14 protein-coding genes are annotated in these 15,338 nt (G+C 67.0%); 10 read left to right on the top strand and 4 right to left on the bottom strand.

The window, feature by feature from the left end:
* Positions 1-6: 6 nt before the first annotated feature.
* Positions 7-996, top strand: coding sequence for a malate dehydrogenase (locus BN1186_RS04615; protein WP_040282962.1), 990 nt, complete (start codon positions 7-9; stop codon positions 994-996).
* A gap of 104 nt (positions 997-1,100) precedes the next feature.
* Here BN1186_RS04615 and BN1186_RS16450 read toward each other — a convergent pair whose 3' ends face one another.
* Genes BN1186_RS16450 through BN1186_RS04605 form a run of 3 tightly spaced genes read right to left on the bottom strand, consistent with a single transcriptional unit; the run spans position 1,101 to position 2,844 of the window.
* Positions 1,101-1,427, bottom strand: coding sequence for a hypothetical protein (locus BN1186_RS16450; RefSeq protein WP_425471476.1), 327 nt, complete (start codon positions 1,425-1,427; stop codon positions 1,101-1,103).
* Positions 1,331-2,530: a solute symporter family protein gene (locus BN1186_RS04610; protein WP_425471472.1), complete on the bottom strand. Its 1,200-nt coding sequence runs from the start codon at positions 2,528-2,530 to the stop codon at positions 1,331-1,333. The genes BN1186_RS16450 and BN1186_RS04610 overlap by 97 nt, the downstream gene beginning before the upstream one ends.
* Positions 2,527-2,844, bottom strand: a complete 318-nt coding sequence (locus BN1186_RS04605) for a DUF485 domain-containing protein (RefSeq protein ID WP_040282961.1) — start codon at positions 2,842-2,844, stop codon at positions 2,527-2,529. Before BN1186_RS04605 ends, BN1186_RS04610 begins: the two co-directional genes overlap by 4 nt.
* Before the next feature lie 195 nt (positions 2,845-3,039).
* On the opposite strand from BN1186_RS04605, the gene BN1186_RS04600 reads away from it, so the two are divergent.
* From BN1186_RS04600 to BN1186_RS04560, 9 genes are all read left to right on the top strand, one after another.
* Entirely contained in the window at positions 3,040-3,879 is an 840-nt protein-coding gene (locus tag BN1186_RS04600) for a formyltetrahydrofolate deformylase (protein WP_040282959.1), read from the top strand.
* Between the two features lie 13 nt (positions 3,880-3,892).
* Entirely contained in the window at positions 3,893-5,236 is a 1,344-nt protein-coding gene (locus BN1186_RS04595) for a hemolysin family protein (RefSeq protein ID WP_040282958.1), read from the top strand.
* Positions 5,229-6,440, top strand: coding sequence for a phosphotransferase (locus BN1186_RS04590; protein ID WP_040282957.1), 1,212 nt, complete (start codon positions 5,229-5,231; stop codon positions 6,438-6,440). The genes BN1186_RS04595 and BN1186_RS04590 overlap by 8 nt, the downstream gene beginning before the upstream one ends.
* Before the next feature lie 128 nt (positions 6,441-6,568).
* Positions 6,569-7,744 carry a BMP family lipoprotein gene (locus BN1186_RS04585; RefSeq protein ID WP_040282955.1) on the top strand — a complete coding sequence of 392 codons (1,176 nt, stop codon included), beginning with the start codon at positions 6,569-6,571 and terminating at the stop codon, positions 7,742-7,744.
* Between the two features lie 110 nt (positions 7,745-7,854).
* Positions 7,855-9,408 (top strand): ABC transporter ATP-binding protein, encoded by a 1,554-nt coding sequence (locus BN1186_RS04580; protein WP_040282954.1) that lies wholly within the window; start codon positions 7,855-7,857, stop codon positions 9,406-9,408.
* The gene (locus tag BN1186_RS04575; RefSeq protein ID WP_052459801.1) at positions 9,401-10,603 is read left to right on the top strand and encodes an ABC transporter permease; all 1,203 of its coding nucleotides are present in this window, start codon (positions 9,401-9,403) and stop codon (positions 10,601-10,603) included. The genes BN1186_RS04580 and BN1186_RS04575 overlap by 8 nt, the downstream gene beginning before the upstream one ends.
* Positions 10,600-11,904, top strand: coding sequence for an ABC transporter permease (locus BN1186_RS04570; RefSeq protein ID WP_040282953.1), 1,305 nt, complete (start codon positions 10,600-10,602; stop codon positions 11,902-11,904). Before BN1186_RS04575 ends, BN1186_RS04570 begins: the two co-directional genes overlap by 4 nt.
* Entirely contained in the window at positions 11,904-12,293 is a 390-nt protein-coding gene (locus BN1186_RS04565) for a cytidine deaminase (RefSeq protein WP_040282951.1), read from the top strand. Before BN1186_RS04570 ends, BN1186_RS04565 begins: the two co-directional genes overlap by 1 nt.
* Before the next feature lie 808 nt (positions 12,294-13,101).
* Complete coding sequence (locus BN1186_RS04560; protein ID WP_052459800.1) at positions 13,102-13,983, top strand: transposase; 882 nt, start codon at positions 13,102-13,104, stop codon at positions 13,981-13,983.
* On the opposite strand, the gene BN1186_RS04555 is transcribed toward BN1186_RS04560, so the two are convergent.
* A protein-coding gene (locus tag BN1186_RS04555; RefSeq protein WP_139650766.1) for an IS3 family transposase occupies positions 13,961-15,285 on the bottom strand; the annotation gives its coding sequence in 2 pieces (ribosomal slippage) (positions 13,961-14,994 and positions 14,994-15,285; 1,326 coding nt in all). The genes BN1186_RS04560 and BN1186_RS04555 overlap by 23 nt on opposite strands.
* Positions 15,286-15,338 lie beyond the last annotated feature (53 nt).

The following is a 15,338-nucleotide window of genomic DNA, read 5'->3' as shown; positions in this document are numbered from 1 at the left end:
GAACCTGTGAGCACTGGAGCTCCCGTCAAGATCGCCGTCACCGGTGCAGCCGGTCAGATTTGTTACAGCCTGCTGTTCCGTATCGCCAGTGGATCGCTGCTGGGCGACACCCCCATCGAGTTGCGCCTGCTGGAGATCACCCCTGCCCTGAAGGCGCTCGAGGGCGTCGTCATGGAGCTTGATGACTGCGCGTTCGGCAACCTCGTCAACATCGAGATCGGCGACGACCCCAAGAAGGTCTTCGACGGCGTGAACATGGCCATGCTCGTGGGCGCCATGCCCCGCAAGGCCGGGATGGAGCGCGGAGACCTGCTCTCGGCCAACGGCGCCATCTTCACCGCGCAGGGCAGGGCCCTCAACGACGTGGCCGCCGATGACGTCAAGGTGCTCGTGACCGGCAACCCGGCCAACACCAACGCCCTGATCGCCATGAAGAACGCGCCGGACATCCCGGCAGAGCAGTTCAACGCGCTGACCCGGCTCGACCACAACCGCGCGCTGTCGCAGCTGGCCGCCAAGCTGAACGTGCCCGTCGACACGATCACGAACATGACCATCTGGGGCAACCACTCGGCCACCCAGTACCCGGACCTCTTCAACGCCAAGGTCGACGGCAAGAACGCCGCTGAGCTGGTGGACGACCAGGAATGGCTGGAGAACACCTTCATCCCCACCGTCGCCAAGCGCGGCGCCGCCATCATCGAGGCGCGCGGCCTGTCGTCGGCCGCCTCGGCCGCCAACGCCACCGTCGAGCACATGCGTGACTGGGCGCTCGGCACCCCGGACGGGGACTGGGTCTCGATGGCCGTGCCGTCGGACGGCTCCTACGGCGTGCCCGAGGGCCTCATCTCCTCGTTCCCGTGCACCGTCGAGGACGGCAGGTACGAGATCGTCCAAGGCCTGGAGATCAACGAGTTCTCCCGCGCCAAGATCGACGCCTCCGTGGCCGAACTGGCCGACGAGCGCGACGCGGTCACCGAGCTCGGCCTCATCTGACGAGCGACGCAGGACACTGAACCGCCAAGCGCGATCCCCTGGATGGGGGATCGCGCTTGGCGGTTTCGACGCTGTCTCGCAGAGCGAGCCGGGCTCTACCAGCGTCAGTGGTCGAGCGCCGCCGCGGCGCCCGCGCCGGTCATGGAGCGGACCTCCATCTCGGCGCCCTGATCGGCGTAGGCATCGCCGTCAGGCTTGACGACGGAGCCCAGCCAGCCGAGGAAGAAGCCCACCGGCACCGAGACGATCGCCGGGGAATCCCACGGGAACCACGAGAAGTCCACGTTCGGGAACATGGAGCCCGGAGCGCCGGAGACCGCGGGGGAGAAGGCGATCAACACGATGGCCGTGACCAAACTGCCGGCGATGGACCACACGGCGCCCGCCGTCGAGAAGCGCTTCCAGTACAGGGAGTACAGGATGGAGGGCAGGTTGGCCGAGGCGACGATGGCGAAGGCCAGCGACACCAGGAAGGCCACGTTTTGCTCCTTGCGAACGCCACGCCGGCGATGACTGCCATGAGGACGGCGCCACCGAGGTGGTAGGCGAGCGCCGGCGCGGCGGCGTTGGCGCCACCGGGCATGCCGGCGATGGCCTCCGGGCCGACGAGCCAGGCCGCGCCGTAGCCGAGCACCATGGTGAACAGGTAGAACGCGCCGATCAGACCGATGGCCCAGGTCACCGAGCGGCGGGCCTCTTTGGCCGTGGACACGGTGTAGAAGCGCATCAGTACGTGCGGCAGGCCTGAGGCACCGAGCACCAGCGCCATGCCCATCGAGATCAGGCCGATGGGATCGGTGTAGCGCTCCATGGGGGCCAGCAGGTCGATGGTGGAGCCGTCGGCTGCGGTCTTGTCGATGGCCTCGCCGATCAGCGCGGACATGTTGAAGCCCTTGAACGCCAGCACCCACACCGTCATGACGCCGGCGCCCGCGATGAGCAGGACGGCCTTGATCATCTGCACCCAGGTGGTGCCCTTCATGCCGCCGATGAGCACGTAGCCCACCATCAGGATGCCGACGATGCCGATGACCAGGTTCTGGCCCCAGCCCGAGGTGATGCCCAGCAGCAGCGATACCAGCGCGCCTGCGCCCGCCATCTGCGCGAGCAGGTAGAACAACGAGATCACGAGCGTCGAAGTGGCTGCGGCCGTGCGGACGGGCTTCTGCCGCATGCGGAAGCTCAGCACGTCGGCCATCGTGTACTTGCCGGTGTTACGCAGCGGCTCGGCCACCAGCAGGAGGGCGACGAGCCAGGCGACCAGGAAGCCGACGGAGTACAGCAGCCCGTCGTAGCCGTAGAGCGCGACGGCGCCGACGATGCCGAGGAACGACGCGGCCGAGAGGTAGTCGCCTGCGATCGCGAAGCCGTTCTGCCGGCCGTCGAACTGTGCGCCGCCGGTGTAGAAGTCGCCGGCCTTCTTCTTGCCGCCCTGACTGACGCGGATCACCACGAACATGGTGATCACCACGAAGGCGGCGAAGATCGCGATGTTGATGATGGGGCTGCCCAGCTGGGCCTCGAGAGTGATCATCGTGCCGTTCCCTCCAAGTCAGCGCGCAGCTCGGTCGCGATGGGGTCAACCTTCTTGTTCATGTGCCTGATGTAGAGCCACGTGATCAGGAACGTGCTGACGAACTGACCGATGCCGAACAGGAATCCGACGGTCACGTTGCCGAAGACCTGCGTCATCATGAGGTCCTTGGCGAAGATGGAGCCGAAGACGTAGGCCAGGTACCAGACCAGGAACACCACGGTCATCGGGAACGCGAAGGAGCGGAAAACCTTCTTCAACCGGCCGAACTCTTCGGATTGTTGTACTCGGTGGAACTCCGCGGGGGGGGGGATGATGCCCTTGTTGGGCGTGTGAGCGTCGTTCGTGAAAACGATCCTCCTCAGTGGGGATGTCGCGCTTCGTTGCGCGCCTGCAGACTAGCAATCGATCACCGCCTATGCGCGAAACTGTGATTAATCCCATTTTCCCGCGTGTCGCCGGACAACACCGTGTCAAGGGCGCCAGCGTGGTCGCGATAGGCTGGCGCCATGCATCAGCTCGTCGTCACTCTCGACTGCCCCGATCGTCCCGGCATCGTCCACGCGATCACCGGCGGCATCGTCACGGCCGGGGGCAACATCACCGAACTGCAGCAGTTCTCCTCGCCGGACACGGGGCACTTTTTCACCCGGATCCAGGTCGACGGCCCGGATTCCGAGGTGTTGCGCGCCAGCATCGAGGAAGCGACCGCAGCCTTCGACGCGCAGTTGAGGGTCGACGACGCCCAGCGGCGGGTCCGCACGCTGCTGCTCGCCTCCAAGGCGGGCCACGCGCTCAACGACCTGCTGTTCCGCTGGAAGGGCGGCGACCTGCCCATCGACGTGGTGGGCATCATGGCCAACCACGCCGTCCTGGCTCCCATGGCAGCGTTCTACGACGTGCCGTTCAAGCACCGCTTCGTCACCCCTGAGACCAAGCCGGAGTTCGAAGCGGAGATCCGCCGCGTCGTCGAGGAACAGGACGTCGAGCTGGTGGTGCTGGCGCGCTACATGCAGATCCTCAGCCCCGAGTTGTGCGAGTTCCTCGCCGGCCGCGCCATCAACATCCACCACTCGTTCCTGCCGGGTTTCAAGGGAGCCAACCCGTACCGCCAGGCCCACACCCGCGGCGTCAAGCTGATCGGCGCCACCGCCCACTTCGTCACCGGAGACCTCGACGAGGGGCCCATCATCGAACAGAACGTGGTGCGGGTGGACCACAGCATGGATGTGTCCAAGCTGGTGCGCAAGGGGCAGGCGCAGGAGTCGCAGACGCTCGCCGAAGCCGTCCGGCTGTTCGCGGAGCACCGCGTGCTGGCCGACGGTGACCGTACCGTGATCTTCCGCTGACCAGGGCCCTGGAGTGTTAGCTGAGATCGCGCTCATCGCGCTGTTCGTCCTCATCGGGGGCGTGTTCGCCGCCGCCGAGATGGCGCTGGTCACGCTGCGCGAATCCCAGATCCGGCACCTGTCCACCAAGGGCAAGCGCGGCCGGGCGATCGAGCGGCTCACGTCGAACCCCAACCTGTTCTTGTCGTCTGTGCAGATCGGCGTCACGGTCTCCGGGATGCTGTCGGCGGCGTTCGGTGGCGCGACCATCGCGGCCCGGCTCGCGCCGGTGTTCGTGGGCTGGGGGATGCCGGCATCGGTGGCCAACCCCCTCTCCCTGGTGCTGATCACCGTGCTGATCGCCTACTTCTCCATCGTGGTGGGTGAACTCACCGCCAAGCGCCTCGCCATGCAGCGTTCCGAGGCGTTCTCGCTGGGCCTGGCGCCTCTGGTCTCCGGTATCGCGACGCTGGCCCGCCCGTTGATCTGGCTGCTCGATGTGAGCACGAACTTCCTGGTGCGTCTGCTCGGCGGGGACCCGGGCCGGGCCAGGGACGCCGTCACCGACGAGGAGTTGCGCGCCATGGTCACCAGCTCGACGTCGCTCGGCGTAGAGGAACGCAGCATCGTCGACGAGCTTTTCGACGCAGGTGAGTTGAGCCTCCGCGAGGTGATGGTGCCGCGCACCGAGGTGGATTTCCTGCCCGCAGACATGCCGATCTCCCTGGCCTACCGTGAGGTCCGCGGCGCGCCGCACTCCCGCTATCCCGTCACCGACGGCTCTCCTGACCGGATCGCCGGCTTCCTCCACGTGCGCGACCTGATGGATGTCGAGGGCGCAGCCCGTGCGGGGGAGGTCCGCACGCTGGTTCGGGAGGTGCTGTTCCTCCCGGAGACGGTCAAGATCCTCACGGCCATGACGGCGATGCGCAGCCGCGGGGCCCACCTCGCCGTCGTCCGCGACGAGTACGGCGGCACCGCCGGCATCGTGACGCTCGAGGACCTGTTCGAGGAGCTCATCGGCGACATCACCGACGAATACGACGTGCCCAGCGGCGAGGACCCGCGCGAGGTCGACGAGGTGGAGGGCCTGACCACCATCGAGGAGTTCGCCGAGCTCACCGGCCACGTCATCCCCGAGGGCCCCTACGACACGGTGGCCGGCTACTACATGGCGATGGCGGGCAAGCTGCCCGCAGTCGGTGGCATGATCACCGTGATGCTGGAACCGGCGGCTGACGATCCGGAGGCGCAACCTGCCTGGTTCACGCTGGAGGTTTCGCAACTCGACGGCCGCCGCGCCGCCTGGTTCGCACTGAAGAAGGAGGCCGCGAAGGACGCGGCCGAGCCCGAGGAAGAGGGAGGGCCGGATGCCTGACGACGGTATGGGGCTGTTGACCGGCCCCCGCGTGGAGCCCCTGCTGCGCGCAGCCGTCGAGCATCAGGGCGGTGTGTTGCTGGGCTGGTCACTCGATCACGTCGACGCGGCCCCGGAACACTCCACCACGGCCACGTACCTGGCGCAGATCCGCTGGGAGCACGGCGAGCGCACCGAACTGCTGGGCGTCAGTGCCCGCACCGGCGAGCTGTCCGCCTCAGATGCGCGGGCCGAGATCTTCGACGACGGCAACCGCAGCGTCGCCGTGTGGCTCTACCCGCACGACCCTGATCTGCTGGGGCTCCCGACGGCGGCGTTCCCGGACCGGATGGCTGACGCCCTCAACGGCGGGGGAGTGCTGGCACGGCCGGTCACTGCCGGTCAGCTCTCGCTGTCGATGATCGGCTACCGGCCACGCAGGCGGGCCGTGGTCAAGGTGGTGGTCAGCGACCCACACGAGGTGTTCTACGTCAAGGTGCTGCGCGAGCGACTCTTCGCGGATGTCTACGGCAAACACACCATGCTGCGGGAGGCGGGCATCCCGGCGCCGGAGGTGGCGCTGACGACGCCGGACCACCTCCTGGTCACCCGCGAGGCGCCGGGGATGGCGCTGGCGCGGGCGCTGTTCGAACCCGGGGACCCCTGCACCGCAGAGGACCTCATCGGGATCCTCGACGCCATGCCGCCTGCCGTCGCCGCGCTGGAGCGCCGCCCGCCGTGGGCCGACGCGGTGCACCACTACTCCCGCATGGTTTCGGCCACCCTGCCCGAGGCGGGGGAGGAGTTGGCGTGGATGGCCGAGCAGATCGGCACAAGGCTGGCGCAGTATCCGGTGGGCATTGAAGCCACGCACGGCGACTTCCACGAGGGTCAGCTCCGAGTCGACGGTGGCCGCATCGTCGGCATCCTCGACGTGGACACCATCGGGCCTGGCCGGCGCGCCGACGATCTGGCGTGCCTGATCGGCCACCTGTCCACCATCCAGCGCATGAACCCGGCGCAGGAGGCCAAGGTGCGAGACCTGCTGGCGCGCTGGGTGCCGGTGTTCGACCGCCGGGTGGACCCCGTCGAACTGCGGCTGCGTGCCGCGGCGGTCATCATCTCCCTGGCCACCGGTCCGTACCGCAGCCAGGAAGTGGACTGGCGTCAGCAGACGCTGCAGATGATCGGCTCCGCAGTCGCCCTGGTGCGCCAGGTTTCCTAGCGGCGGGTCACTCTCCGCGACGCTGTGATTGTTGCGTATCCATAACGATCAACACCACGGTTCACATACTTCCGACAAGGGCGGTATTGTCGCTTTGCCCAACTGAATTTGATCCAAGGAGGATCTTCGTGAAGAAGTCTCTGCTGAGCATCCTTTCGCTCACCGCAGTCAGCGCGCTCACGCTCGCCGGCTGCGCCGAGCCGCCGGCCACCACCGAGCCCCGTGACGGCGACCCCACCGCCGCTGTCGAAACCACCGACGCCGGCACCGCCACCGAAGAGAGCCCCGCCGCCGGCGAAACCACCGCTGCTGGCGAGCCCGGCACCGACGCCGCCAACTTCACCGCCTGCATGATCTCCGACGCCGGTGGCTTCGATGACAAGTCTTTCAACGAGACGGCCCACAATGGCATGATGCGCGCCAAGGACGAGCTCGGCATCCAGACCAACGAGATCGAGTCCAACGCCGAGGCTGAGTACGCCGGCAACGTGCAGGCCATGATCGACGCCAACTGCAACATCATCGTCACGGTCGGCTTCGCGCTGGCAGACGCCACCCAGGCTGCCGCCAAGCAGAACCCCGATGTGCAGTTCGCCATCGTCGACTACGCCTCCTTCGAGGGCGTCGACAACGCCAAGGGCCTTCTCTTCAACGCCGCCGAGCCCGCCTTCATGGCCGGCTACCTGGCTGCGGGCATGAGCGAGACCGGCACCGTCGGCACCTTCGGTGGTGCCAACTACCCCACGGTGTCGATCTTCATGGACGGCTTCCACCAGGGCGTCAACCACTACAACGAGACCAAGAACGCTGACGTCAACGTCATCGGTTGGGACGAGGCCGCACAGGATGGCCAGTTCATCGGTGGCAACAACCCGTTCGGTGACATCCCCGGCGGCAAGAACACCGCCAACACCCTGATCTCGCAGGGCGCGGACGTCATCATGCCCGTCGCTGGCCCGGCCGGCATCGGCGCGCTGCAGGCCGCCCAGGAGTCCAACGGCAAGGTCAACGCCATCTGGGTTGACACCGATGGCTACGAGTCCGCCTCCGAGTACGGCCCGCAGATTATGACGTCGGTCGAGAAGATGATGGACGTCGCGGTGTTCGAGGCCATCAAGGCCGCCCTGGACGGCAACTTCGACTCCGAGGCCTACGTCGGCACCCTCGCCAACGGTGGCGTCGACCTGGCTGACTACCACGACTTCGACGCCACGATCCCCGAGGAGCTGAAGTCCGAGATCCAGCAGGTCAAGCAGGACATCATCGACGGCAAGATCGAGATCACCTCGCCCAGCCAGCCGTGATCGCCTGACTGACGGGAGGGAGGGGCGCAACGGAGCGCCCCTCCCTCCTCTCATGTCTTGACCCGCTACGCTTACCATCCACGCCGCCGACGGCGAGGGGGAGGAAATCCGTGACAGTCACCACTGCGCAGGCACCGACGCTGACGCTGCAGAACATCACCAAGCGCTTCGGACCGCTGACCGCCAACGATGCGATCACCATCGACATCACTCCGGGCCGCATCCACTGCCTGCTCGGTGAGAACGGCGCCGGCAAGTCGACGCTGATGAACATCCTGTTCGGCCTCCTCGAACCCGACGAGGGCGAGATCAGGATGGGCGACGAAGTACTCACCCTGACCAACCCGAAGCAGGCGATGGGCCGCGGCATCGGCATGGTGCACCAGCACTTCATGCTGATCCCGGTGTTCACCGTTGCCGAGAACATGGTGCTGGGCCGCGAACCCGGCACCGGAGGCCTGCTCGACCTCAACTCGGCACGCAAGACCGTGCGCGAGTTGAGCCAGCGCTACAAGCTCGACGTCGACCCTGACGCCCTCGTCGAGGATCTTCCCGTCGGTATCCAGCAACGCGTCGAGATCCTCAAGGCGCTCGCGGGCGGCGCCCAGTACCTCATCTTCGACGAACCCACCGCGGTGCTGACGCCGCAGGAGATCGACGAGTTGATGATCGTGATGAAGACCCTCCGCGACGAGGGCCGCGCGATCGTGTTCATCACCCACAAGCTCCGCGAGGTCCGCGAAGTGGCCGATGACATCACCGTCATCCGCCGCGGCAAGGTCGTCGGCCAGGCCAAGCCGGAGGACTCGGAGGCCGAGCTCGCCTCGATGATGGTGGGTCGCAACGTCTCCCTCTCGGTGAACAAGAAGCCGGCTGAGCCGGGTGAACCGCGCCTGATCATCAAGGACCTCACAGTGGCCGCGCCGTCGGGACAGGTCGCCGTCGACCACCTGAGCCTGGAGGTCCGCGGCGGTGAGATCATGTGCATCGCCGGCGTACAGGGCAACGGCCAGACCGAACTCGCCGAGACGCTGCTGGGCACCATGACCCCGCTGAGCGGCACCGCCCACCTCGACGGCGTCGACATCGCCCGCGCCAAGCCCGCCAAGACCATCAAGGCCGGCCTGGGATACGTGCCGGAGGACCGGCACCGCGACGGCTTCGTCGGCGAGTTCTCCATCGCTGAGAACCTGGTGCTCAACAACCTCGACGAGTTCTCGCGGGGAGGATCGCTGCAGTTGAAGAAGATCGCCGCCAACGCCGAGGAGCGCATCGAGGAGTTCGACATCCGCAGCAACTCGGCCTCGCAGCCGGTGCGATCCCTCTCCGGCGGCAACCAGCAGAAGGTGGTGCTCGCCCGCGAGTTGAGCCGCCCGCTGTCGCTGCTGCTGGCCAGCCAACCCACCCGCGGCGTCGACGTCGGCGCCATCGAGTTCCTCCACACCCGCATCGTCGAGGAGCGAGACCGGGGCACTGCAGTGCTGATCGTCTCGACCGAACTCGAAGAGGTCGAATCCCTCGCCGACCGGATCGCGGTCATGTACCGCGGCAAGATCGTCGGCATCGTCCCCCCGAACACGCCACGCGACGTGCTGGGCCTCATGATGGCCGGCATCAGCTACGACGACGCCGTGGCCACCACCAAGGAGTCCAGCCATGAGTGAGAATGTGGCTACGCCGGCGAAGACGACATCGTCGCGCCCCGCGTGGGTGACCTCCACCATCATCACGGTCGCCTCCCTGATCCTGGCATTCATCGTCAGCTCCATCGTGATGCTGGTCTCGGATGCCGAGGTCGCCCAGACCTGGACCTACTTCTTCTCGCAACCCGGGGATGCACTCTCCGCGTCATGGGACAAGATCTCCTCCACCTTCTACGCCATGTGGGTGGGATCCATGGGCTCCTGGGTGGCCATCACGAACACCACGGCTGAGGCCGCCCCGCTGATCTGCGCCGGCCTCGGCGTCGCCGTCGCCTTCCGGGCCGGACTGTTCAACATCGGCGCCCAGGGCCAGTCCATGATGGGTGCGCTGACCGCCGCGTTCGTCGGCTTCTCCATCAAGGGCCTGCCGATCTTCATCCACCTGCCGCTAGCCATCATCATCGGCATCATCGCGGGCGCCATCTGGGGCGGCATCGTGGGCTTCCTGCGTGCCAAGACCGGCGCCCATGAGGTCATCCTGACCATCATGCTCAACTACATCGCAGGCTCGCTGCTGGCGTTCCTGATGCTGCAGTCCTACTTCCAGACGCCCGGCCGTGCAGACCCGATCTCGCCGGTCATCGAATGGACCGCGACGATGCCCCGCCTGGCCGGCACCCGCCTCCACCTGGGCTTCTTCCTCGCCATCGCTGCCGCGATCCTCGCGTGGTGGCTGCTGGAGCGCACCAAGTTCGGCATCCACCTCAAGGCCGTGGGCCTCAACCCGCATGCCGCCGCCACCTCCGGCGCCAGCGTCCAGAACGTCACCATGCTCACCATGGCGTTGGCCGGTGGTCTCGCGGGTCTCGCGGGCGTCATGACCGTCACCGCCCCGCAGTTGCTGACGGGCACGCCGACCCAGATGACCGGCACGATCATCGGCACGTTGGGCTTCGACGCCATCACCGTGGCGCTGCTGGGCCGCTCCCGGCCGCTGGGCGTGGTGCTGGCGGGCCTCCTCTTCGGCGCGCTGAAGGCGTCGCGCCGCACCATGGTCACCATGGCCGGCACGCCGGACAAGCTGACCGACCTGATCCAGGCACTCGTCGTGCTCTTCGTGGCCGCGCCCGCGTTCGTCGCGTGGCTGCTGCCGTTCCTGCGGGAACGCAAGATCAAGCGCCAGAACGTCCCTGCTGCGAAGGTGGCTGAAGCATGAGCACCCAGACCCAGACCCACCCCGACAGCGATCTGACGCTGGTGCAGAAGGTCGAGTCCCCGCAGGCCAGGACCCAGCGACTCTCCGCGGGGACCCTCATCACCATCCTGGGTGCCATCCTGCTCGTGATGGCGTTCACGGTGGACAAGTCCGGCCGCATCGCGCTGTCCGACGCGTTCTCCGAGGTGCAGCTTCCCACCCTGGAACTGCCAGGCACCGCCACGGTGCTGATCGCCGGGCTGCTCGTGACCGGCGCCGGCGTCGGCTACCTCAGCGGCAAGCTCACGGGCAGGCTCCGCACGATCGCGGCCGTGGTCGCCGGCTTGGGCGTGGTGCTCGGCTTCATCGTGTGGGCCGCAGCCAGCTCCCCGCTGCCGTTCACGCTCACCAGCCAGCTCAACCTCACCCTCGAGTACGCCACCCCGCTGTTCTTCGGTGTGCTCGGCGGCATCCTGGCTGAACGGGCCGGCGTGGTCAACATCGCCATCGAGGGCATGTTCCTCACCGCCGCGTTCGCCGCCTCGCTGACCTTCGCCATCACGCAGTCGTTCATCGCGGCGCTGTTCGCCGCCGCACTGGCGGGCCTCATCATGGCCGGCGTGCTGGCGCTGTTCACCCTGCGCTACCTGGTGGACCACGTCATCATCGGCGTGGTGATCAACGTGTTGGCCACGGGCCTGACCGGCTTCATCTTCCAGCAGCTCGTCGCCAAGGACATGGCCACCTACAGCAACGTGCGACCCATGCTGCCCGTCGCGATTCCGCTGCTGAGCGACATCCCCTTACTGGGGCCCATCCTGTTCACGCAGCGCCCGCTGACCTACATCGCGTTCATCGCGATCCCGCTGGTGTGGTTCCTGATCTTCCGCACCAAGTGGGGCCTGCGGGTCCGCTCGGTGGGCGAGCATCCGCACGCCGCGGACACCGTCGGCATCAACGTGATCTGGACCAAGGCGTCGGCCGTCCTGCTGGGCGGCGTGTTCGCCGGCATCGGTGGCGCCTACTTCACCGTCGGTTCGGTGGGTGCCTTCCAGGACAACAACCCGACGGCGGGCAACGGCTTCATCGCGCTGGCCGCGGTCATCATGGGCCGTTGGCACCCCATCCTCGGTGCGTTCGTCGCGCTGTTCTTCGGCTTCGCCCGCGCCCTGGCGCAGAACACGAAGCTGATGCAGCTGCCCATCCCCAGCGACTTCATCGAGATGCTGCCGTACCTGGCCACCGTCATCGCGGTCGCCGGGCTCGTCGGCCGCGTCCGCGCACCCGCCGCGGACGGCGACCACTTCGTCAAGAGCCACTGATGCAGATCGACTGGGAATCCCTACGGGCCACCGCGCTCGACGTCATGTCCCGCGCCTACGCCCCCTACTCGAACTTCCGGGTGGGGGCGGCGGCGCTGGTCGACGACGGGCGCGTGGTCAGCGGTTGCAATGTGGAGAACGCCGCCTACGGCGTCGGGCTCTGCGCCGAGTGCGGGCTGATCTCAGACCTCATCGCCGGGGGAGGGGGACGCCTGGTGGCGTTCACCTGCGTCGGCGGTGAGGGCGAGGTCATCACCCCGTGCGGGCGGTGCCGCCAGTTGCTGTTCGAGCACGGCGGCAACGACCTGACGATGGAGACTCCCGCCGGGATCCTGACGCTCAAGGAGATGCTGCCCCAGGCCTTCGGCCCGGACAACCTCGGCCCCTGAGCGTCGCGCCCCCCGCAGCACTTGGTCCCTGAGCGTGCCCCGCGACGAAGGAGCCGGGCACGACGAAGGGCCCCCGCAGCATGTCTAGCACCTCGGCCACAGCTTGGTGCCGCAGTCTCTGATGGGGGCCTTCGCCGCCCATGCCGAAGGCGGTCACACTGTGCCTGCTCCGAGCCAGGATCGGGGTGACCGTCTTCGGCAACGCCCGACCCACCCTCTCAGGCCCCCATCAGAGACTGCTTCAAACCCTCAGGGTGGTGTGGGGGTGGTGCCCGAAACCGTTGCTGGGGTTGTTGCCGGAGCGTCCGGCGGCGGGGTACTCCGAGGATGGTCGGCGTTGCCGGGCAACAACTACCTGGGTGGGGTCCGGTGTCGCGGCAGGTACTTGCACCTCCCCCGCCCCCGGCCACTCCTTGACGCTGAGGCCGACCGCCGGTGCCGGGCTGAGGTTCTGGGACGGTGAGGGTTTGAGCCGTGGGGAAGGGGCCGGGTTCTGGGTAGGCTCGGGCGTTCGGGAGAGGCCGGTGTCCGCGTCAGGGCCGCAACCATGCGCCCAGGTGTGCGCGCACCGGCCGATGGGCTCCCTCGGGCGGGGACCCGGCCCTTTCCCACGGCGATCCGGGCGGTGGCTGAGGTGTCAGACACGCTGCGGGGCCCCTTCGTCGCCGCGCGGGGCGCGACGCTCAGCCTTGATCCACCGGTGGTGGTGGGGTTCTGTGGTGCGGCGTTGCAGGCGAAATGCCTTTTGACTTGGGAGAATGGGGTTTTCCACAACGCACATCTACCAAGAACAAAAGGCATTTCTTAGATGAAAGCATCTCACATTCTTCGCCGGGGCCACGATGACGCGTCGCTGGTCGGGGTAGCGGGGCTGGTTCCGGTGATGAGGTTGGCGCAGCAGGCCGGGCTCCATGACCTGTTGGTCGAGCATCTCACGGCGAGGACGTCGACCGATGCGTTGAAGGCTGCCGGGGTGATCGCCGGGATGCTGGCAGGCGCGGACAGTATCGATGACCTCAACATGCTGCGGCATGGGGCCATGACACAACTGTTTGACGGGGTGCGGGCACCATCGACGTATGGCACGTTCCTACGCTCAGCCACGGCCGGGACCGCGGCCCAACTCCAGGCAGTCAACAGCCGTCTGCTGGGCCGGCTGGGTCAGGCCACGGGGATGGTCGCGGTCGAAGGGCTCACGATGATCGATATCGATGACACGATCCGTGAGGTCCACGGTTACCAGAAACAAGCCGCCCGCTACGGCCATACCCGCCAGTTGGGGCTCAACATCCAGTTGGCCACGATCAGTAGTGATACCACTGGCCCGGTGATCGCGGGGGCGAGGCTACGCCGTGGTAACACCACCTCGATGAACGGGGCTGAACAGATGGTCACCGACGCTATCGGCTGCGCCGGCCGGGCCGGGGTCACCGGCCAGGTCATGGTCCGGGTCGATGCCGGCTACTACGCCCACAAAGTCGCCTCCGCAGCCCTCAAGGCCGGGGCATGGTTCTCCATGACAGCTAAACAGGACACGGCCGTCAAACGGGCTATCGCCACTATCCCGGAAGAAGCGTGGACAGCCATCGAATATCCCGAAGCGATCTACGACGAGGAACAACATCGCTGGATCAGTGTGAATCGCCCCGGGTTCGGTGGAGACTCGGTTAGCTGGTTCCGGTCTTGGTGAGGACCTTGTCCTCACGGTAGTGGTTGGTGTGGTGTTGGGACCAGTGGTTGGTCTCGAACTCGTTGGGTGGGACGTGGCCGAGTTCTCCGTGGAGTCGTCGGTGGTTGTACCAGTCGATGTACTCGGCCACGGCGATCTCGACATCGGTGACGTTCTTCCAGCCGCCTGCGGGGCGCATGGCTGGGTTGCGGATGCACTCGGCCTTGAAAAGCGAGTTCAGCGCCTCGGCCATCGCGTTGTCGTAGGAGTCGCCCTTGCTGCCTACGGAGGCGACAGCCTCGGCTTCGGCGAGACGCTGGGTGTAGCGGATGGCTCGATACTGGACTCCGCGGTCGCTGTGATGGACCAAACCGGTCAGGTCGGCCCCAGTGCGGCGGCGGGCCCACAGCGCCATGTCGAGAGCGTCCAGGGCCAGATCGGTGCGCAGGGAGGTGGAGACCTGCCAGCCCAGCACGATCCGGGAGAACACGTCCAGGATGAACGCGACGTAGACCCAGCCGGCGTGGGTGCGGACGTAGGTCAGGTCGGCCACCCACAACTGGTTCGGGGCCTCGGCGACGAACTGCCGCTCGACCAGGTCCTCGGGGCGGGGTGTCTCGGCGCCGTCGGAGCGGGTGGTGTGGAGGGTCTTGGCGCGGGTGATGCCACGCAACCCTTCAGCCCGCATCAACCGTTCCACGGTGCAGCGTGCCACCTGTTGGCCCTGCCGCCGGAGTTCGGCATGGACCTTCCTGGCACCGTAGACGCCCAGGTTCTTGCTGTGCACGGTTCGGATCTCCTCGGTCAGTTCGGCATCGCGGACCGCGCGCGCCGAGGGGGTGTAGTGCTTGTTGGCGTAGTAGGTGCTCGGAGCGATCTGCACGCCTGCTTCCCGCAGGACCCGGCAGATCGGCTCGACTCCGAGTTCACGGCCCTCCACGATGCGGCCGCGGTGAGCGTCGATGTAGTCGACGACCACCGCGACCGGCACCTCCCCAGTGGCTACCTGATCTTGCGGTCGAGCTCCGCTGCTGCGAAAAAAGCTGCGCTGGTCTTGAGTATCTCGTTGGCTCGGCGCAGCTCCCGGACCTCGCGTTCCAACTCGTTGATCCGGGTCTGGTCGTCGGTGGTGATCCCCGGACGAAGGCCGCCGTCGACCTCGGCGTGACGGACCCAGTTGCGTAGTGCTTCGGGGTGGATCCCCAGCTGGTCAGCGACGCGCTTGATCGCGCCACGGCTCGTCTCGGGGTCCTTCCTCGCATCCAACGCCATCCGCGTCGCCCGCTGCTGCAGCTCAACGCTGTACTTCCTCGGTGGTGCCATAACTCTCATCCTTCACTGATTTGAGAGCCTCCACCAGACCCGGGGCGATTCAG

The sequence above is a fragment of the Tessaracoccus massiliensis genome, assembly GCF_000826065.2.
Taxonomy (GTDB): Bacteria; Actinomycetota; Actinomycetes; order Propionibacteriales; family Propionibacteriaceae; genus Arachnia; species Arachnia massiliensis_A.
The sequence above is the reverse complement of the archived record's forward strand: the minus strand, read 5'-3'. Positions and strand labels throughout refer to the sequence as shown.